Genomic DNA, 19,636 nt, shown 5'->3' on the forward strand with positions numbered 1-19,636 from the left:
TCGCTATCGCGAACAGACGGCAGCAGTCTCTCCGAACTGAAGGACATGCCCTCTCATCGCGGCGACGAGTTCGTGCTTGTCCGAGCCGGGGGCGAGGTCAAGCATGGCATCCAGCCCGTAGACCTTGAACTGGTACCGGATCATCTGCCCCGGTGGCGGGCAGGGGCCGGTGTAGCCGACAGTGCCATAGTCGGTGGTGCCCTGCACAGCAAGGACCGGTACAGTCACGACCCCTTCGTGGGGGATGCCGGCCGGAATGACCGGCTGAGCAGGGAGGTTCCAGCAGATCCATGGCGTGAACGAACAGCAGGACTTCTCGAACGGGTTGAAGACCATGACCGCGACCGAGGCTGCATGCAGTTCCCTCAGCGTTATCCGCGGCGAGAGGTTCTCACCATCGCAGGTGTGCGTAGGGGGAAACTCCAGGAAGTCGAGCACGGCAACAAGGCGCTCCATGAGAACGACCATGACCCAGGAAGATATGAAGGTTCCTTTCCTTCACCTGCCACCAGAACCTTGATGTCCGGGAACGGAATGGATTTGTGTATGAATATTGCAGAAGGATTCCGCACTCCGTGCAAACTCCGGCCAACCGGTGTGATCCGCTCGCCGTTCCGCGGCGGGGGAAAGCCCCCCGTCAGGGAAGGTTTTCGGACAGGGAGCCGCCCATCGGGATACCGCCGGAATTTGCCGACGGCCTGCTGGACGTGGGGAAGCATCCCTGCCTCGTCCTGCTCTACTGGCCCGGCCGTGCCGACCGGTACACCCTTTTTGCGATATCCCCGGGAACCGGCACAGAACACGGTGTCTTTGCCACCCGATCCCCGGACCGCCCGAACCCCCCCGGCCTCTGCGTAGCCGACATCGTCAGGAAGGAAGGCAAACGGCTCGTGGTGCGGGGCTGCCTGACGGGCTGGACGGGACGCCACTCACCGGCATCAGGCCGTATCCAGCTGAATCGACTGCATCCCGGACTGACTCTGCAGCCTGACGGGATGCCCCGATCTCCCACCTTTATTGTCTTGCAGGGACAACTGGTGAAAGTACAGATTGGTTTTTTGTGAGGCATCCTGATGGCAAAGAGAAATTCCCAGAACCAGCAGCCGGATGAAACGTGCGAAAAAGAGTGCTCCAGCTGTCCGACTGCCGGCACATGCCCGTCAGCAAAGAGCGGGGCGGCCGGCCTTCCGCCCAAGGCAGAGATCGACGTGAAACACGTCATCATGGTCCTGAGCGGGAAAGGAGGGGTCGGCAAGTCCACCGTATCGGTCAACCTTGCCTACGCTCTCTCGAACCATGGCAAGAAGGTCGGGCTCCTCGACCTCGACATGCACGGCCCCAACATCCCCAAGATGCTCGGGATCGAGGACCACAAGCTCCAGGTGATGGGCGACCGGATCGAGCCCGTCCATGTCACCGGCATGCTCTCGGTCATCTCGATGGCGTTCCTGCTGCCTGATACCAGCACTCCTATCATCTGGCGCGGGCCCATGAAGATGGCCGCGATCCAGCAGTTCCTCTCCGAGGTCAACTGGGGCTCCCTCGACTACCTCGTGGTCGACCTCCCCCCGGGGACCGGCGACGAGGCCCTCACCATCGCTCAGCTCGCCCCCAATGTCCGGGGAGCGGTCATCGTGACCACCCCGCAGGACGTAGCCACGCTGGACGCCCGCAAATCGGCAAAGTTCGTGGAGAAACTCGGCCTCCCCGTCATCGGGATCATCGAGAACATGAGCGGCATGCTCTGCCCCCACTGTGGTGGAGAGATCGACCTCTTCGGCAAGGGCGGCGGGAAGAAGATCGCTGAAGAGCTCGGTATTCCGTTCCTCGGAGCCATCCCGATCGATATCGAGATGCGCAAGGCCGGGGACGAGGGCCGCCCGTTCATCATCCGCCGCGGCGACAGCCCCACGTGGAAGAGCGTGGACAAGGTCATGGAAGAGCTGATCCGGGTTGTCGAGGGATAAGATGGACTTCCAGCGGGTCCTGACCGGCAAGGAAAAGCCGCTCCCGATCTACAAGGGCGTGGTGGCGTGCCTCGAGAACCCGCAGGTGTTCCCCGACCTCCTCGAACCGATCTACCGGGAAGCGATGGGACTTGATGACGATACGCTCGACCGGTTCCGTTTTTCCTTGATGAGGCTCCAGCTGTATGCCGATATCCACCGGAACGAGGACCTCGAGAAAGCGATGTACATCAAGTTCGTCGCGCAGGTCCTCGAGAAAGTGATCTTCGGGTCGCTGATCATGGAGCCCACGGAGCCATCCGCGGACTGACTTTTTCCTCCCGACCAGAAAGCACTTATCGGGGAAAATGTGCATTGGTGATACCTATATGTGCAGACCCGATCAATACTAGGAAAGATACCATTGCCGGGACGGATCATTCTACCGGCCCGGATGAATACCCTACGTCAACCACGACCGGAGCTACCATGACATCACGTATGCAATCCCCTCACACGACCTGTCCGGGGTGCCAGGAAGAGGTGTTTCTCGACGAGCTCGTAGGCGGGAAATGTCCCCTGTGCGGCTGCTCGCTCGAGGAGTTCGACGAGTCGTTCGGGGAGTACGAAGGGATCCTCGATCGCTCGGACCTCTCGTGGCTCATCTTCAACTACTTTGTCTTCAAGAAATTCGTCGACCTCGGGGTTCCCCCTCACCAGATCATGGAGTTCGTCTCCACCTATGAGCAGAATGTGGAGAAGCCCCCCGAGGAGTGGGACAAGACCGGCTTCGTGCTCGAGATCCCGATGAAGGCGCTGGCCCGTGTCATGCCCAAGCGCTGCTCGAAATGTAACCGCTGGTTCTTCCGCGGCGGGAAAAAGCAGATCCGGGGCGACATGCGGAAGACAGCCCTTGCGATCGAGTACGTCTGCGACCGGTGCTGAAACCCGAAACAGACGTTTATATTTTTTCAGTGCCGGTAGTCCAGCTCCGTGACATTGCCGGTCCGGATATCGACCCAGCCGGTCGCGGCCGGGAGGGATGCGTTCGCCCGGATGATGTCGTCGTCGAAGACCACCTTCCAGCGGAGGGGGATGCTGCCCGGCCGCTGGATGATGCCGGGAGGGTGCCGGTTCTGCCAGAGGATCTCCTCCGAGAGGATACGGATACTCGCCGTGGACCCAGGAGATACGTTCCCTGCTGCCCGGATGACGGCGACCCCGGCATCATAGCTCGTCAGGGACGGCCCCATGGTCTCGGCGAACGAGTAGTCCTGCGTTGTCCAGAGCTGGTCGTACCCGATCACCTGCCCGCTGACAGCGTCGACAGCCACCATGAATCCGTCCTCGTCAGTGGGGTACCCCGAATATATCCGCCTGTAGGTGAAGCGGTACTCCCCTGCGACCGGGCTGGCCGCAGTCCCCCATGGCTCGTACCGGGATACCGTCAAATTGACGGGATGGGCGCCGATCGTGTGGTCGGAGATGTAGCTGCCGGCGATATCCTGCGCCTGCTGCAGGTTGAAAACGGGGATTGCCGGCCTGCCGGCGGCAGGGACCGTAAGGGAAAACGTGGCGATCCCCCCGGACGTGGCATCCATGCTCCCGTTCAGGAGTTGTGTATTTCCGGAAGAGAGAGTGAACGCCCAGATCTTCCCCCGCTTGGGATCATCGCTGTACCGCACGTCAACCCTGTCCGGGTTCAGGGAGGGGAACACCGATCCCGCGATGAATTTTGCCTGTCCTGCCGATACCGGTGAGGTGTCCTGCCCGGGGGTCCAGGACTCACCGCTCGCGGCATCGATGAACTCCGTGGACTCGTCCCCGGCTCCCCCACTGACCGGGCGGATGACGAACCCGAACAGGGTATGGCCTGACATAGTGGAGAGGTTGACGCTGAGGATGGCGAACTCCTCCGCCGGGTAGGATCGGCGGAGTGCCACAACCGCGTCTGCGAGGGAGATATTCCCGGCAGAGGGCTGCGATGGGACACCGGGCCCGACGACAAAACCCGGTGCGGGGGTCGCCGTGACATTCAGGACAGGGGAGATGGTGGCCGCGGGAGGAGCCGGCACGGTCACAGGCTGTTGCGATGAGAGTGCCGGTACATGCACCCAGCCGGGGGACGGGACGCCGGAGAATAGAACTGCCGCCGCAATGATAGCGATGAAGATACCGCCAAGGATAGCCCGCCTGACGAGGCGCCGCCGCCGGTTTATCATAACTTTCTGCCGGTAGCGCTCCGGCAGGTATGGCTTGTCGAAGTCTTCGGAATCCCCGCTCATCGCTGCCGCCCCATGCTTCGTACTACCATATTCCCTGCAGGGGTTAAAAAGACCGGGCTTACCGCCCGGAAAAATACGGGATGCCCCATGATAGCGGGCCGGGCATGGTCGGGCCGCCTACTTCGAGTTCGAAGATCCTGACCGGCGCCGGGGCAGGGCGAAACTGCACCGGTACCGCCGACTCATTCAGGATACCGGCGCTTATATTGAGGTCCGGGCCGCCCGCCAACTTTTGCATCCCCGTAGTGCTACCTTGTCCCGCTCCAAGGGCAGCAGGCACCGCCACGAGACCTATCGCCATAAGGAATGCGATGATCACGTGGGCGGGCCCCGCCCCACCTCTCCCAATACCCATGATTGTTCCCCAGCAGCTGTTCGGGCGACATGGCCAACAGGTTTGTTGTCGGAAGATCTTCGCTTCCCGTGTCCGTTCCGCCCGGGGCACGAAACGGGTGGGTCGGGTCAACCCCGCTCACAGGTTTTCCAGTGCCCGGAGGCTCTTCATGACCCCGTCCAGCGTCCTGACCTCGATGACCGCAGTCGCACGTTCCCGCTGCTGTGCAGCCATTACCGCACGGAAATCGATCGTGCCTTCCCCCACGGGGCTGTGGGTGTCCCGCCTCCCGTCGTTGTCGTGGAGGTGCATGTGCACAAACCCCTTATCGAGGAACCCCGCGAGGCAGTGGTTGAGGTTCGCATGGCCGGTATCGAGGGTGAACCCGCTCCCGTCGATCAACCCGAGGTCCTCCGGCGTCCGGAGGTTGAAGAAGTGCATGTCTCCCATGTTCTCGAACCAGAACGTGACCGACCTTTCCTCTGCTGCCTCCCTGAGCTCGTCGAGGGACTTCCTGAACTGCCGGTCGGCCTGACCGCGCTCCTGATCCCAGGCAAAATATCCCGGGTGGAGGACAACGGCAGCGCCGATCTCTGCCGCAACCGCGAAGCAGTCGATCATGACCTCCACGCTCGCCCTGCGGATGGACTCGAAGAGGGACGCGACATTGATCCCGTGGTAGGGGGCGTGAAAGACGAAGTCCCCGGAATAACTCGCGAACAGACCGGGGTCGTCCACGAAATGCGGGCCCTCGTCCATCACCTCGATGAGGGTGGTCATGGCGGAGAGCCTGTCCAGCGCAACGGGAAGCGGCTCCTCAAGGAGGCAGTAGGTCGAGATCCCGATCATCATGAGCGGTAGCGTGAGACGGGATAAATAGGTATGGGAGTGGGCAGGGGGGTACCCCTCCCATGCCCGGTGAGGTAGGGAGAGAGGAACCCCTCTGAAGATGGATGAGGTACCCCCCCTCCAGTCAGGATGGTGCGGGTTGGGGGGTTAATACGTCCTGCCGACCAGCGTCGCCTTCCCCGGTTTCCCGCAGACGATGCAGCACCCTTCCGTGCAGGTGATGTATTCCGAGCGCACGTCCGTCCCGAGGATGCTCGAACTGGCCTTCTCCTCGATCGCGTCCCCGCAGCCCCGCTGCCCGCACCAGTGGACGACCGCAACTTTCCCGTCATTGAGGGCGGCTACGAGCGCCTCCATCGAGTCCACGGTGCAGAGGTGCGACTGCGTGTGCTCCTCCGCACGGGCCCTGATGGCAGCGGTGATCTCGGCGAGCATCCGGGTCACGCCGTCAGTGACGGTCGCAAGCTCGATCTGGCTCTTTTCACCGGTCCGCTTCACGGCCATCACTTTCCCGGCGTCCAGGTCCCTCGGCCCGAGTTCGAGCCGGAGCGGGACGCCCCTGAGCTCCCACCAGTAGTACTTCGCGCCGGGCCGCATGTCGCGGGTGTCGGTCTTCACCCGGAATCCTGCGGATTTGAGGTCTCCCTCCAGCTTCTGCGCAGCAGAGAGTACGTCTTCATGCCGTTTCCCGATTGTGATCGGGACGATGACTGCCTGGACCGGTGCAACAGCGGGAGGGAGGATGAGCCCCTTGTCGTCGCCGTGCAGGCTGATGAGGGCCGCGATGCACCTCTCGGAGATCCCGTAGCAGGTCTGGTTTGCGAGCCGCTGCTCACCGTTCCGGTCCTCGTACTGGATCGAGAAGGTCTTCGAGAAGTGGGTGCCGAGGTGATGGACGGTGCCGATCTGGAGGGTCCTGCCGTTGGGCATGATCGCGTCGACCGCGATCGTGTAATCGGCGCCGGGGAACTTGTCCCAGTCCGGGCGCCTCGAGATGGTCACCGGGATGCAGAGCCCATCGTAGAACTCGCGGGTGAGGGCGATTTCGTACTCCACCTGCGCCTCCGCCTCGTCCCACGTGGCGTGGACGGTGTGCGACTCCATGAACGAGGTGATCTCCCGGAGCCGGATCAGGGGGCGGGTCTGTTTTGTCTCGTACCGGAATGTATTCACGATCTGGTAATATTTCATCGGGAGGTCGGCGTGCGAGCGGAGCCAGAGCGCGTACATCGGGTAGATCGCGGTCTCGCTCGTGGGCCGGAGGGCGAGCTTCACGTCTAGCGGGGTCGTCCCCCCGTGGGTCACCCAGTAGACCTCGTCCTCGAACCCCTTGATGTGCTCCGCCTCCTTCATGAACTCCTGCTCGGGGATAAGCAGCGGGAAGAGGGTCTCCTGGTGGTCCCGGTCCAGCAGGTCGCGGAGCCGCTGGTACACGAACTTGCGGATCGCAAACCCGTACGGGTACCAGACATAGAGCCCCTTGACCGGGTAACGGACGTCCATGATCCCGGCACGCCACAGGAGATCGTTGAACCATCCGGAAAAGTCCTGTTTCAGCGGCAGGGCGCCCGCATCGTCGTCCATGAACAAAATCCTCTAAGCTACTAGATGTATGACCACCGGCGTAATAAATGCCTCGACGCACGCGGCAACGGCAACGAGCGGCAGGACGTACAGGAGGAAGGTCCGGGCATATTTTCCCGCATCGGCTGCAGCGTCCCCGCTCCCGTACCATTCCGCGGTCAGGGACTGGGCCAGCAGGATCCCGAGGGCCCCGGCGATGATGAAGGCCGGGATCTCGAAGATGCCGTGCGGGAGGATCGCGGCGGCCACGAAGAGCGGCGAATGGTCAAGGTGCACGATCTCCATGATAGCACCGATCACGATCCCGTTCAGGCTCATGATGAAGATCGTGAGGATGCCAAAGGAAGCTCCGCCAAGGAAAAGGAGGATGCAGGCCTCGAAGTTGTTTGCGAAGAGCTTGAGGAACATGTCAACGCTGTCCTTGGTCGACATCTGCCCGGCAACCTCTTTCTCGAACAGCGTCATGAGGTTCTGGCCGATCGCGGGGTTCTGTGCCGACCCCAGCCAGCCGACCGTAAGCGTGGTAAAGAAGAGGAGGAATGTGATGATGATGGCATTCGTCAGTGCGGAATTAGACATAAATGACCATCCGTACCATGTCCCGGATGCCAGGCGCGAACCCGACCACGATCATCGCGAGGAGGACGAGGTGCCAGAACGCGGGGTTCGCCTCTTTCCGGTACATCTGCATGATGTAGATCGCCGGGAACAGGACCGCCAGTTTCAGGGGGAACATGATGAACGCGGTGTGGGCCCAGTCGATCAGGGCCGACCCCACCACATGCTGTTCGATATAGTGCACCGAGGGGTGGAAGTCGATGCCGTAGCTGGTTGCGCTGGCGTCCAGCAGCTGGCCGAAGAGGAGCGTGATGTAGAGCGGGTCGGTTACGTACTCCCAGCGCAGCAGGTACCGCATGCAGGCAAAGACGAGAAGCGTCGATACCGTTGCCATCAGCAGGATGATCGCAAGCACGACGAGGTCGATCCGGGTATGGGTCGTTGCCCACGCGATGAGCACGAGCGCCGCACAGAAGATTGAGAAGATACCGATACCGGCATAGACTTTGAGGTAACTGTCGCACAGGCCCTGCCGCTCGAGGGAGCGCGAGAGGAGGAGCATCCCGAAGGTGTAAAAAAATATCACGAAATAGATGAACGGGGTGACGATCGCGAACTGGATATCCCCCTGGATCATGTGGGTGTCCTGGACCACCCTGAGCACGCCGCCGAAGATTATATAGGGGATCGTGGCCAGCACGAACGGGCCGTCAAGGGGGAACCCAGACTTCCTGAACCAGCGGTAGAGGAGGTACACCGCTACGATGAGGATGAGCGCGTAGGTGATGGTCTCCACGGTATTATAGGGCTGCTCGTAGCGTATGGGATCAATGTAATATTTGTAGAGGAAATCACTAATCATCCATGAGTACAATGAGCGCAGATGCAATAAAATTACTCAAACCCAGGGTCTTTGACAAGTCCAAGTGGATGCAGCTGCCCCGCGACGTGGTGATCGGGCACGATGTCTTCGGGCAGCTCCCCGCGGTCTGCAACGACCTGAAACTCGGCCGCTCTGCGCTGCTCGTCTCCGGCAGGGGCACGATGGGGCTGGCCGGCGAACGGGTCAGGGCCGTCCTTGCAGAAAAGTACGAGGTCACCCCCTACCTTGCCGGGGAGATCAGCGCCAGGGTCATCAAGGACGCGGAGAAGGCGGCATCCGGCATGGACTTCCTGATCGGGGTCGGGGGCGGAAGGGTGATCGACACGGCCAAGATTGTCTCGTACAACCTCGACCTCCAGTTCATCTCGGTCCCGACGGCGGCGTCCCATGACGGCATCGCATCCGCCCGGGCCTCGGTCCCCATGGAGGAAGGCCACTCGTCGCTCGAGGCACAGCCTCCCATTGCCATCGTTGCCGACACCGGGATCATCGCCTCCGCTCCGCACCGCCTCCTCGCGGCCGGCTGTGCGGACGTCATCTCCAATTATACCGCTATCCTCGACTGGGAACTTGCACACCGGGTGAAAGGCGAGCCGATGAGCGAATATGCCATGGCCCTCTCGAAGATGACCGCCGAGATCCTGGTGAAGAACGCCAACCTGATAAAACCGCACCAGGAGCAGTCGGCATGGATTGTGATCAAGGCGCTTGTCTCCAGCGGTGTCGCGATGAGCATCGCGGGCTCGTCCCGCCCGGCGAGCGGGGGGGAGCACAAGTTCTCCCATGCCCTGGACCGGCTCGCACCCGGGAAGGCGCTGCACGGCGAGAGTTGCGGGATCGGGACGATCATCACCATGTACCTCCACGGGGGCGACTGGCGCAGCATCCGCTCCTCGCTCAGGAGCATCGGGGCGCCGGTGACGCCAGCGGAGGTCGGCATCGATGATGCGACCGCGGTCGAGGCCCTCCTCATGGCAAAGGATATCCGTCCTGAGCGCTTTACTATACTCGATATGGGGCTCACGCGGGAGTCGGCCGAGACCCTCGTGCAGATGCTCTACAAGGAGTGAGGTGACGACTGCATGGCAGAATCCAAGACAAAGGTGACGCTGGTGGGGACCGTGCTCGCAAAGCAGGGGGTGGAGTTCATCTATGAGGGAGAGGTCGCTGCCTGCGACATCTGTAAGGTGAAGAAGGCCTGCCACAACCTCCAGAAGGGAAGGAAATACCGGATCGTCTCGGTCCGGACCACCCACCACGAATGCAATGTCCACCTGAACGGTGCGACTGCAGTCGAGGTGATGGAGGCCCCGGTGACGATGCTCATCAGTCCCGAGATGGCGATTGTCAACTCCAAGATCAAGCCCGAGCTCTCCTGTTACAAGAGTGACTGCCGGAGCTTTTCGCTCTGCCGCCCCGACGGTGTGGTCGAGGGAGAGAAGTACGTGGTCACCGAGGTGCTGGGCAATGCCCCGGACATCTGCGAGAAGGGGCGGCCCCTGAAGCTGGTGGAGATCCGCCCGGCGTAAGGATAAGGATTGGAACCAGCATTCTGTTTTATTCATTGCATTTTCACCTTCCGTTCTATGCCGGATAATGGACACGGAACTCGTGAGATAATCCAATCCCCTGACACGCCCTGGGGTTGCGCCTCCGGTCTGCCCTTCCTGCCGTGGCGCCCCCTGTTATGAAAGTGCCGTATCTCCTGAATCAGACCCGGTAATCCCCCCTTCCTGTCATTGTCCGGATCCGGTTTCCGGGCCGGATTTTTCCGGCAGCCTGATGGGCAGGAGGGGCCCGCCGGTCCGGCACCGCGGGGTCCTGTTATTGTTTGACGAAACTTACAAATAATCCCGGCTACCATTGCATTGCATTACGGGGTGCGTCTGTGCAGGGGAGCGAAAGTTACCGGTACCGCTGGGCAATTCTCTTCGCTGCGTTCGTCGCCGGCATGGCCGGGCCGATCGCACTCTTTGCGATGCCGCCGCTCTTCCCCGTCCTGACCGTTTTCCTCGGTGTTTCCCTCTCCGATGTCGGGTTCGCCACCATGACCGGTTTTGGTATCGGTATCTCGATCATGGCGATACCGTTTGCGATCCTCTCCCCCCGGCTCGGCTGGAAATCTGCAGGGATCGCCTGCCTCGGGACGATCCTGTTCGGCACCATCGTCACGGCAGGGTTCCCGACGTTCTGGGGGATCTTCACCGGCCGGTTCATCACGGGCCTGGGCTTCGGGATGGCATTCACGTGGCCGGTGAGCGCCCTTTCCATCTGGTTCCGGAAGGACGAAATGGGCCTTGCGACCGGGATCTGGTCGACGACACTCCCTGTATCAGGGCTGCTCATCTTCGTACTCGCCCCGGTCCTCATCGCCTCGTACGGCTGGATGTCGGTCCTCTGGTTCTCCTTGCTCTTTGCGATCGCGTCCCTCGTCCTCTGGGCGGGTCTCGCAAAACAACCGGCGGACGACGGAATGCGATCCGGGGGGTATTTCGCCGATGAGCGGGCGGCCTGCCTCTCCCATGACTGCCTTGAGTCCGTGTTTCTCGACCGCGAGATGTGGCTCGTTGCTGTCGCATGGTTCGCGGTCAACTATTATATGCTCGGGATAACGTCGCTCGCACCCGCGTATTTCACGACGGTTCTCGGGTTTGATCTCTTTACGGCGTCCGTGCTTGCGATCCTCCCCGTCTCGATGATCATCTGGGCAGCCCCGGTCACCGGCATGGTGTCGGACAGGTTCTGCACCCGGAGAACCTTTATCCTTGCATCGATGGCGGCGGGGCTCCTGCTCTGCGCGGTGATCTTCTTCCTTGGCCGGGGTTTCCTGCCATGGGCACTCTTTTTTGCCGTCCTCGGGATTGTCTGGGGGATGACGCCGGCAATGGTCTTTGCCTCACCCCGGGAGATCGTCGGCCCGGAACACGCCGGTCCCGCATCCGGCATCCTGAACCTGATGGTCGGGCTCGCCGCCCTTTCAGCTCCCCTGATCACCGAAAGCCTCGTGCCGGTCATCGGGTGGCAGGGAGCGATGGCAAGTACCGCGCTGCCATCGGCTGCGGGCGTCCTCGCGATGGTGAGGATAAAAAGACTGAGATAAGAGGGAGGTGGTTCTGACAGTACTACGGACCTTCAAAAAATTGCCAGGTCCGGAAGTGGTTGAATTTCCTTCTTTGGAACATCCGCCTTTTTCGTTCACATTCTTTCACCGAAAGGGAAATGTATATATATTTTCTAATTTTAGTATATATTTAAGCAATAAACTCTATTCACATCATGCAAGCCGTTGAACGCTGGACACATTTGACCCACTGGGATCTTGCCGATGTTGCAGCTCTCCGCAGGGGCCTCTCCCGGCCCCAGCGGAAGATCCTCAGGCGGAGTGTCCTGGTGCCCGACGGCTGGGGCATGCTTGACAAGGTGCGGCACTATATGCCGCTCTGTTCCTTTTTTGCCGGCGAACTGACGCGGGACGCGATACGTGAGGCCGGTACTTCTGCCCGGGAGACCGGCGCACTGGTGAAACTCGGCCATGCGATGCACTTCCTGCAGGATGCGGGCAACCCGTGGCATGCCCTCCCGCTGCTGCCGTTATGCCAGAAGAATCATTCCGTTTATGAAGACTATGTAGCAAGGAACATGCGGGACGGGTTCTGCTTCCGCCGCGCCCTCCAGGATATAACTGACGGGCGGATTCCTCACCCGGAATTCACACAGCGGATCGGAGATGGCGCCGCGCACCTTGCCCGGCAGGCCGTAAAAGAATTTCCGTTCCTCGATTCATGCATCCGCACCGACCCGGCATGGAGGGAGAGCGAGGAGGTCGCGGCAGTCACCCTCTCAATGCTCACTGCGTGCATGCAGATGTGCGAGACCCAGATCCATTCGTTTACTATCCGGGCGCCATCGCAGGAACCGCGGCCGATCCGCCTTCCGGTCGCGGTGACCTGGACATTCCTTGGTTCTGACAGGCGAAGGCTCGCGGTATGATGATCCGGTGAACCTGGTGCTCCGGTATTCGCCTAATTCAGTCCCTGGCCGGCCCAATGGTCCCGGATGACGATCATTGCACCGGCAATGAAGAGGGGCAGTGCAGCCCAGAACTGGTTCCCGAGTGGATCGGCAAAGAGCAGAAGGGAGACAATACATCCGATGAACGGGGCGGCGGCGTACACGGCGCCGGCCCGGGCCGCACCCATGGAACGCAGTGCCGAGATGAGCAGGACAAGGCCCGCACCGAAGGAGAGAAAACCGGTTACCAGGGCAAACACGATCGGCATCCATCCGGGAAACGGCTCGTGGAGAAGGAAGACCAGCACCCACGCGATGCTCCCGCCGCACAGCCCCTTGACCACGACGATCATACCCGGCCGGAGCGCTGAGACACGCCCCATGAAATTGTTGTCCAGACCCCACAGGAGACAGGAAAGGATGATACCGGCAGCGCCGATTGAAAAATCAAAGATACTGCCCCCGTTCCAGCTCAACAGGACACTGCCGGCGAGGATTGCGGCAAGTGCGACACCGGTTCTCCGGTCTATCGGTTCGCGAAAGATCAGGTATGCAATAAGTACCGTCGACACGATCTCGAAGTTCAAAAGTACTGACGCAGCGGCTGCAGGAGTCACGGCAAGGGAAGTAAACTGCACGAACGGTGCGACAAGGCCGCCGATCACCACCGTGCCTGCCAGCCAGTACCGCTCTCTGCCGCGCAGGGATGGGAGTGCCAGTCCGGCAAAACCGGGTTCGCTCACGGCTAGCCAGCACAGGACCCCCCCGCCGGCACCCAGCGAGAGGAGTGCAACGAGGAGGATGGGCGCGATTGCAGAGAGCAGTACTTTCAGGACGGGTGTGGTAATCCCAAAGAGCACGGCTGCCGCAATAATTGCGGTAACAGGGTCCCGCATCCACGGTCGGCTGGAACCATTCATGATATATCAACGGTATCTTCGGTATACTGTTTGTTTATTTCAGATTGTAATTGTGCCCTACTCTATGTTTTCGAAAGTGTATATATAGTTCAAATAAAAAATACTGTGATACGCCTCTGACCGGTTTTGCCGATGCGGGATTAGCCAGCGATACCATTGAAAGGAACAGCGACGAATGGGATCAGTATTTGTTTCACCACTGAACTGGGGACTGGGCCACGCATCCCGTGACGTACCGATCATCAGGGAACTGCTCTCCCACGGGCATGATGTCACCATTGGAACCAGCGGGAACGCCCTTGCGTTTCTGAAAAAAGAATGCCCTGAATGCGGGTTTATCCCGTTCGAGGATTACCCCATTCCCCACAACAACGGCAGGATCTTCCTCCCGACGTATACGGCGTATATACCCCGTCTTATCGAAGCGTACCTGTCGGAACGGAAAAGAGCAGAGAAGATATTCTCGGAAAATGCGTTCGATCTCATTATCAGTGATTCCCGTTCCGGCGTCTTTTCGCGGCAGGTGCCTTCGATCCAGATCACCCACCAGTTGCAGCAGAGCCTTCCCCTGATCGCGTGGCCGCTCGAACTCCTCGGCGTCTGCGTTCAGGCCGATGCCTTTTCCCGGTTCACTACGATTGTCGTGCCTGACAACACCCCGGACCGGGGCGCTCTTGCAGGAAAACTTTCCCGGACCTGTGTTCCTGCACTCAGCGATCGGATGTATTATTGTGGAATCCTCGCCAGCGTCCGGAAAGAACCGGTGAAAAAAGATATCGATTACCTGATCATCATATCGGGGATGGAACCCCAGCGTACGGCCCTTGAGAAGATCCTCCTTCCTCAGATCCCGCACCTTCCCGGCAGGAAAGTTGTTTTGCTAGGTAAACCCGCAACCGACCGGGTTACCACGCTGGATGACGGAACCGTACTGTACTCCTATATTTCCAGCCGGGAAAAATCGTCGCTCATGTCGCGGGCGCGGTTCATCATCAGCCGTTCCGGGTATACAACCATGATGGATGTTGCTGAAGCCGGACTGGGAAGCGGGCTCTTTATTCCGACGCCGGGGCAGTGGGAACAGGAATATCTCTCAAGGTATTACCGGAACGAAGGATGGTTTCTCTCCCAGAGCCAGTACCGTCTCCGGCTTCTCCGGGATATCCGTCGGGCTGCCAATTTCTCCGGGTTTCCTTCGATGACAACGACTGAAGAGAATGTCCACCGGCTCTATCAGGACGTGTTATCAGAGCATCTCTGATCAGGATGTGCAGGAACTATGCAGAAAAGGTTCGGAAAGAGCAGCATCCAGGATCCGAGCGGGGAAGAACCCGTGGCGCTGGGCTGTCATACCATGGACAGGCTCGCGGTCACGTGGTGCATCGGGATTGGCATCGGGTACGCTTTCCTTGTCTCTTTTATTGTCTGGATCGCGTACCGGTGTCTCCTCGTCTATGGTGCATACCGTGCCGGCAACTACCCGTTCATCCTGACCGAAATGAAAACCGATCTTCTCATCAGTGCAGGATATTTCGGTATTGCGGCAATTCTCCGGAAAGCAGGATACATCTGAAGGCATGGGAAAATCTGTGAATTTGTGTGAAGGAAATCATACCCTGATGTGCGATTGTTGTGGATTATAACGTGCGGATAAGTATACCGGATCCCCCCTACGCGGATCCTGACCGTTGGCGGCTGACAAGGATATGGTAATGAGCTGAAAGATCAGTCGCCCGCTGCTACCTTAACAAAACCAAAATCCCCAGCATTTATCAGGTACCGCCGCCCGATGTACGTGTATGAAGTGGCCGGCATGGCTGAACCGGACGGTCTTTGGCGCCGGGATAGCGAGTTTCTTTGGCGATCTCGGGTACGAGTCGGTGACCGTCCTCCTCCCCTCGTTCCTGATCATCCTCGGTGCGCCGGTCTTTGCCCTCGGTATCATCGAGGGCCTGAGTGACGGGGCATCCAGTTTCGTCAAGCTCTTCTCGGGATATTTCGCCGACAAGCTGGGCAGGCGGCGGGAGTTTGCCCTCGGAGGTTCGGTCGCGACCGCCGTCTTCCCCGCGATCATTGCTATCGCCGGCTCGTGGTACGTCGTGCTCGCGGGGAGGCTCGTCGGGTGGATCGGCAAAGGGATCCGCAGCCCTTCCCGGGACGCGATCCTCTCGAAATCGGTGGAGAAGAAGGATCTCGGCAAGGCCTTCGGGTTTCACCGGGCCGGGGACACGCTCGGGGCGGTCGCCGGGCCGGCCATCGCCCTTGTCCTCGTCTCATCGATAGGTGTCCGGGAGATCCTCTGGCTGGCGGTCATTCCCGGGATCCTTGCGTTCGTCGCAATCTGGCTCTTCCTGCGCGAGCGGGACACTGCCCCGCACCCGCGGCCCCTTCCCCTTGTTGCCTCCCTGAAGGGACTCCCGTCACGGTTCAGGGCGTTCCTCTCCGCGGTGCTGGTCTTCGGGATTGCGGACTTCTCCCAGACCCTGCTCATCGCATTTGCCATCGTCAGTCTCACCCCCTCGCTCGGGTTCATGACGGCGACCGCGGCGGGTGCAGGCCTGTACCTCGTCCGGAATATCGTCTATGCCGGGGCATCGTACCCCCTCGGATCGCTTGGCGATCGGGTTGGGCGGAGGCCGATGCTCATCCTCGGGTATGCCATCGCAGTCGCGACCTTCATCGGTTTCGTTCTCGCCCCGGTGAATCTGGTTGCGTACGGGGTTCTCTTCGCGATGTGCGGGCTCTTCATAGCGGCCGAGGACACCCTCGAAAGCGCCCTCGCCGGCGAGATGGTGGAGGAAGATTCCCGGGCTCTCGGTTTCGGGGCGCTCGCCACCATGAACGGGGTCGGCGATCTCGTATCCAGCGTGATGATCGGGTTCATCTGGACCTTCGTGGGGTACAGCGCCGGGTTCATGGTCGCCGCTGTCATCGCTGCGGCGGGAACGCTCCTCCTTGTCTGGACCACCAGGAACCCGCACGGCAGCGGGCCATCGGGTCACTGACGCGGAGGTCCTGAGAAGGTGATGGTTGACAGGCACGTTTTACTGAGGTGAAACTTTACTGAGGTGAAACTGGAGTCACCAGCCGTAATCCCGGCAGCACCGTTTTTCGATACGACGCTTTTTCCGGTAAAAAAGTGGAAATGATCCGGAATCCGGATCCTGCGAACGGTTACCCTGCCGTCACGTTCTTCTGCTCACCCCTCACCATTAGCCCGATGACGATGCTCAGGATGCCGTAGATGATCGCAAATATACCGAGATAGACGGCAACAAGCACCAGCGCCCCGAGCACTGGCAGGAAGAAGAATACCCCCCCGAGAATTACTGAAAGCGCCCCGGAAAAGCCGAGCATCAGCCGGTGCTTCGTGAATACGGGATGGAAGATTGCGATCGAGAGATCGATAAACCCGAAGAAGAGCATAAGGAGGGCAATGATAACTGTAAGCCCCGCAGCAGCAACCCACGGGTACAGGACGGCCGCGATTCCGACGAGCAGGCCCAGGACTCCCACCACGAGGAGCACGGTCGATTGCGAAGCACCGGCCGGCGTCTTGAGGGCAAGGACCAGCGCGAGGATCGCAGCAATGACGATCAGGATCCCGATGAGGGTTACCACAGCCTGTACCGCAACACCGGTCCAGATCAGGACAAAAACCCCGATGATGAGGGCAATCAGTCCACGGACAATGAAAGAACCCCATTTCACCGGGTGGAATGTGGTTTCAACAATGACGACTTCCTCTGGCATACATTACACCACAAATGTTTCTTTTTTCCTTCCCGGATACATATAACCAGTGCATATGTCTCCAGGCAGGGATAACCGACAGACCCGGTCTCATGCGGATCCCCTTCCCACGGCTTTCCCGACAAGGGCGAGCAGCTCCTCGTCAACGAACGGTTTGTTGAGAACCCCGTCCGGTGCAACTTCGCGTATCCGTTCGAGCATACGCTCCGAGGTATAGGCAGTGACGAAGATCAGGGGGATCGAAAACCGCTTCCGGATCTGCCGGGCAGTCTCGATCCCGTCGAGTGTTCCAGCAAGCCCGATATCCATGAGGATGAGATCGGGTACCGGGGACGTTTCGAGCGCCCGGAGCGCCATCTCCCCGGAGTAAGCCGGGTCGGTGACCCGGTATCCCGCTTTTTCCAGTACTTCAGTCATGTGGAGGGCGATCAGCCCTTCGTCTTCCACTACCAGAATGGTCTCTCCGCTCATGGGTTACCTTCCGTATTGTCCAGCCGGAAAATAAACTCAGTACATTTGTCTGCCCGTATACCGATCTCTGCCCGGAACGGGTGGCGGGCGAAGAAGTTCACCGGATTGAAGCCGGGCGATTGCAGAGTGCCGGTGTCGAATGGTGCCGGGAGCCTGAGACTGCTGTCTGGAATCGTGGGAAGATGGTATCCGTCACTGAGCGTAAGGAAATTCCAGAAAGTATCGTCTTTGTTCCAGGCTGCCACAAGGTTCTCTCGTCGAGGGGCGGATCCCAGTATCGTACCGATATCGGGAAATTCCCCCACCGCAGAACCGGGCTGTTTGTGTTGCACGGGTACTGGACAACCGGAAACAAATCCCCTGTCCGATACCCTCGATGGGGACGAGAATCCGGTGAATTCTGCTCATCCCGCTGCGGGATCCCGGAATGCCCCGGCCGGCACCATGATCTCGAACCGTGCACCGCTGCCAAACGTGCCAGTCTCCCGGATCGTAATGCCGGTCAGGCTGAGGATCTCCCGGGCAAGGAAGAGACCGAGACCGGTATTTTTCCCATAGCCCCTTTCGAAGATCCTCTCCTTCTCCGCATCGGGAACCCCGGTGCCATCATCCTCCCATCGGATCACAAGGCCGGTGGGCGCTGTCCCGGCTGCCACCGTGATCGTCTTCACATGCTCTCCATGGCGAAAAGCATTGTCCAGCAGGTTGTTGAAGACCCGTTCGAGGAGCGGGTCGGCATAGAGCTCCAGATCCCCCAGCCGGAGATCGAGCGCAACACCCGGGAGATTTGCGGTTTTTGCCAGCTGGCGGATGATCGCCTCCACCCGGTGCCAGCCGGGCCGCTGCTGCCCGATCTCCTCGTAATCCTTCGTGAAACTGATCATACGCCGGATCGCTTCTGCAGCCTTCTTCTCTTTCTTCACATACTCTTCCAACCGGGTGCCGGCAACGTCGGGCCCGGACAGTTCGAGGAACCCGTACAGCACGGTGAGCTGGTTGAGGATATCGTGACGGGTGACACTCGAAAGGAGGTTGAGTTTCCGGTGCGCTTCCCGCAGCGCTGCTTCCGAACGTTTCAGGTCCGTTACATCGTGGGCCATTATGCAGGATAACTCAGGGGCTCCCTCCCGGCGGATGATACGGGAGGTGAGTTCAACGTCCCGCAGCGAGCCGTCCCGGCACCGCAACTGCACCTCTCCCGACCAGATTTCCTGCCTGCAGACGGACTCCTCCCATACTCCGGCCCGTTCGTCACGGGTCGCGACGAGTTCGCCAACGGTCATGCCAGAGAGTTCCCCGGGGGTATACCCGAGCAGCCGGATAGACGCCGGGTTGGCTTCGAGGATCGCCCCGGTCCCGCAGGTGACCAGGAGGATGCCCTCCGCAGCACTGTCGACGATGGCCCGATAGTGCTGCATGCTCTCCCGGAACTGCTGGTCGACCTTATGCCGGTGGATCGCCATGTCCACCGCGGCGAGCAGCTCCCGGTCTTTGAACGGCTTAACAATATACCCGTACGACACGGTATCCTTTACCCGGGCGAGCCGCTGGTTGTCGGAATACGCAGTCAGATAAATGATCGGGATATCGGAGTACTCGTGGATCTTCCGGGCTGCCTCAATCCCGTCGATCTTTCCCATCAACTCGATGTCCATGCAGACGAGATCCGGGGGGTCCTTCTCTGTCAGCACCACGGCGTCCTCCCCGTACGCGAGGGTACCGGAAACCCGGTACCCGTTCTTCTCCAGCAGTTCCTTGATCTGGAGCGCGATGAATCCTTCATCTTCTACAATCAGAATCGATTCCCCGGTCATAACGATCTCCACAGGATCCGGGATATGTGTCCACCCGTGCTGCCGGGTCCGAAGCAGTCCTTTCTGCACAAGGTGGAACCATCCGGTGCCGGATTTATGGCCATGCGCGGTTTTTTGATATAAACTTTTCACGAGTTTTCAAATTTTATTACGTAATGCGAGGAGGAAGGATGCGAAAAGAAGGCTGCAGAAAAACGCGGTGCGAACGTCATACCGGTAGCCAACGGC

General features: G+C 60.0%; 23 protein-coding genes. 11 read left to right on the forward strand and 12 right to left on the reverse strand.

All coding sequences use genetic code 11. From position 1 onward, the window contains the following. Positions 1–3: 3 nt before the first annotated feature. Positions 4–456, reverse strand: coding sequence for a YbhB/YbcL family Raf kinase inhibitor-like protein (locus ABSB80_RS04575; protein WP_428368626.1), 453 nt, complete (start codon positions 454–456; stop codon positions 4–6). Positions 457–575: 119 nt separating this feature from the next. Between ABSB80_RS04575 and ABSB80_RS04580 the strand changes: the two genes are divergently transcribed. The 4 genes from ABSB80_RS04580 (at position 576) to ABSB80_RS04595 (ending at position 2,891) form a co-directional block, all read left to right on the forward strand. After that, positions 576–1,064: a TrmO family methyltransferase domain-containing protein gene (locus ABSB80_RS04580; RefSeq protein WP_428368628.1), complete on the forward strand. Its 489-nt coding sequence runs from the start codon at positions 576–578 to the stop codon at positions 1,062–1,064. Positions 1,065–1,073: 9 nt separating this feature from the next. Beyond that, on the forward strand, positions 1,074–1,967 hold the full coding sequence (locus ABSB80_RS04585) for an Mrp/NBP35 family ATP-binding protein (protein ID WP_428368630.1): 894 nt from the start codon (positions 1,074–1,076) through the stop codon (positions 1,965–1,967). Between the two features lies 1 nt (position 1,968). After that, complete coding sequence (locus ABSB80_RS04590; protein ID WP_428368632.1) at positions 1,969–2,277, forward strand: hypothetical protein; 309 nt, start codon at positions 1,969–1,971, stop codon at positions 2,275–2,277. A gap of 158 nt (positions 2,278–2,435) precedes the next feature. Beyond that, positions 2,436–2,891 carry a hypothetical protein gene (locus ABSB80_RS04595; protein ID WP_428368634.1) on the forward strand — a complete coding sequence of 152 codons (456 nt, stop codon included), beginning with the start codon at positions 2,436–2,438 and terminating at the stop codon, positions 2,889–2,891. Positions 2,892–2,917: 26 nt separating this feature from the next. Here the strand turns inward: ABSB80_RS04595 and ABSB80_RS04600 are convergent, their stop codons facing one another. The 6 genes from ABSB80_RS04600 to ABSB80_RS04625 all read right to left on the reverse strand — a co-directional run bounded on the left by ABSB80_RS04600 (position 2,918) and on the right by ABSB80_RS04625 (position 8,418). Beyond that, positions 2,918–4,231 (reverse strand): YcdB/YcdC domain-containing protein, encoded by a 1,314-nt coding sequence (locus ABSB80_RS04600; protein ID WP_428368636.1) that lies wholly within the window; start codon positions 4,229–4,231, stop codon positions 2,918–2,920. Positions 4,232–4,289: 58 nt separating this feature from the next. Further along, complete coding sequence (locus tag ABSB80_RS04605; RefSeq protein WP_428368638.1) at positions 4,290–4,586, reverse strand: hypothetical protein; 297 nt, start codon at positions 4,584–4,586, stop codon at positions 4,290–4,292. Positions 4,587–4,703: 117 nt separating this feature from the next. Then, positions 4,704–5,414 (reverse strand): sugar phosphate isomerase/epimerase family protein, encoded by a 711-nt coding sequence (locus ABSB80_RS04610; protein WP_428368640.1) that lies wholly within the window; start codon positions 5,412–5,414, stop codon positions 4,704–4,706. Between the two features lie 147 nt (positions 5,415–5,561). After that, the gene (gene proS, locus ABSB80_RS04615) at positions 5,562–6,998 is read right to left on the reverse strand and encodes a proline--tRNA ligase (protein ID WP_428368642.1); all 1,437 of its coding nucleotides are present in this window, start codon (positions 6,996–6,998) and stop codon (positions 5,562–5,564) included. A gap of 12 nt (positions 6,999–7,010) precedes the next feature. Then, a complete protein-coding gene (locus tag ABSB80_RS04620; protein WP_428368644.1) occupies positions 7,011–7,577 on the reverse strand; it encodes a stage II sporulation protein M in 567 nt (188 codons plus the stop codon). Then, positions 7,570–8,418 (reverse strand): DUF63 family protein, encoded by an 849-nt coding sequence (locus tag ABSB80_RS04625; RefSeq protein ID WP_428368646.1) that lies wholly within the window; start codon positions 8,416–8,418, stop codon positions 7,570–7,572. The genes ABSB80_RS04620 and ABSB80_RS04625 overlap by 8 nt, the downstream gene beginning before the upstream one ends. 11 nt (positions 8,419–8,429) lie before the next feature. On the opposite strand from ABSB80_RS04625, the gene ABSB80_RS04630 reads away from it, so the two are divergent. From ABSB80_RS04630 to ABSB80_RS04645, 4 genes are all read left to right on the forward strand, one after another. Then, a complete protein-coding gene (locus tag ABSB80_RS04630) occupies positions 8,430–9,509 on the forward strand; it encodes an NAD(P)-dependent glycerol-1-phosphate dehydrogenase (protein ID WP_428368648.1) in 1,080 nt (359 codons plus the stop codon). A gap of 12 nt (positions 9,510–9,521) precedes the next feature. Then, positions 9,522–9,968, forward strand: coding sequence for a UPF0179 family protein (locus ABSB80_RS04635; RefSeq protein ID WP_428368650.1), 447 nt, complete (start codon positions 9,522–9,524; stop codon positions 9,966–9,968). Positions 9,969–10,327: 359 nt separating this feature from the next. After that, a complete protein-coding gene (locus tag ABSB80_RS04640) occupies positions 10,328–11,539 on the forward strand; it encodes an MFS transporter (RefSeq protein ID WP_428368652.1) in 1,212 nt (403 codons plus the stop codon). A 176-nt stretch (positions 11,540–11,715) separates the two neighbouring features. Beyond that, the gene (locus ABSB80_RS04645; RefSeq protein ID WP_428368654.1) at positions 11,716–12,429 is read left to right on the forward strand and encodes a hypothetical protein; all 714 of its coding nucleotides are present in this window, start codon (positions 11,716–11,718) and stop codon (positions 12,427–12,429) included. 32 nt (positions 12,430–12,461) lie between these two features. On the opposite strand, the gene ABSB80_RS04650 is transcribed toward ABSB80_RS04645, so the two are convergent. Next, on the reverse strand, positions 12,462–13,346 hold the full coding sequence (locus ABSB80_RS04650; protein ID WP_428368656.1) for a DMT family transporter: 885 nt from the start codon (positions 13,344–13,346) through the stop codon (positions 12,462–12,464). Positions 13,347–13,545: 199 nt separating this feature from the next. Between ABSB80_RS04650 and ABSB80_RS04655 the strand changes: the two genes are divergently transcribed. The 3 genes from ABSB80_RS04655 (at position 13,546) to ABSB80_RS04665 (ending at position 16,375) form a co-directional block, all read left to right on the forward strand. Further along, positions 13,546–14,631 (forward strand): hypothetical protein, encoded by a 1,086-nt coding sequence (locus ABSB80_RS04655; RefSeq protein WP_428368658.1) that lies wholly within the window; start codon positions 13,546–13,548, stop codon positions 14,629–14,631. An 18-nt stretch (positions 14,632–14,649) separates the two neighbouring features. Then, positions 14,650–14,943 carry a hypothetical protein gene (locus tag ABSB80_RS04660; RefSeq protein WP_428368660.1) on the forward strand — a complete coding sequence of 98 codons (294 nt, stop codon included), beginning with the start codon at positions 14,650–14,652 and terminating at the stop codon, positions 14,941–14,943. Between the two features lie 226 nt (positions 14,944–15,169). Continuing rightward, on the forward strand, positions 15,170–16,375 hold the full coding sequence (locus tag ABSB80_RS04665; protein ID WP_428368662.1) for an MFS transporter: 1,206 nt from the start codon (positions 15,170–15,172) through the stop codon (positions 16,373–16,375). A 169-nt stretch (positions 16,376–16,544) separates the two neighbouring features. On the opposite strand, the gene ABSB80_RS04670 is transcribed toward ABSB80_RS04665, so the two are convergent. From ABSB80_RS04670 to ABSB80_RS04685, 4 genes are all read right to left on the reverse strand, one after another. Beyond that, positions 16,545–17,123: an HdeD family acid-resistance protein gene (locus ABSB80_RS04670; RefSeq protein ID WP_428368664.1), complete on the reverse strand. Its 579-nt coding sequence runs from the start codon at positions 17,121–17,123 to the stop codon at positions 16,545–16,547. Positions 17,124–17,213: 90 nt separating this feature from the next. Further along, complete coding sequence (locus tag ABSB80_RS04675) at positions 17,214–17,594, reverse strand: response regulator (RefSeq protein WP_428368666.1); 381 nt, start codon at positions 17,592–17,594, stop codon at positions 17,214–17,216. After that, a complete protein-coding gene (locus ABSB80_RS04680; RefSeq protein ID WP_428368668.1) occupies positions 17,591–17,839 on the reverse strand; it encodes a hypothetical protein in 249 nt (82 codons plus the stop codon). The genes ABSB80_RS04675 and ABSB80_RS04680 overlap by 4 nt, the downstream gene beginning before the upstream one ends. A gap of 159 nt (positions 17,840–17,998) precedes the next feature. Beyond that, the gene (locus tag ABSB80_RS04685) at positions 17,999–19,408 is read right to left on the reverse strand and encodes an ATP-binding response regulator (RefSeq protein ID WP_428368670.1); all 1,410 of its coding nucleotides are present in this window, start codon (positions 19,406–19,408) and stop codon (positions 17,999–18,001) included. Positions 19,409–19,636: the final 228 nt, after the last annotated feature.

Origin of the sequence: Methanoregula sp. (assembly GCF_050010295.1) — an archaeon.
Taxonomy (GTDB): domain Archaea; phylum Halobacteriota; class Methanomicrobia; order Methanomicrobiales; family Methanospirillaceae; genus Methanoregula.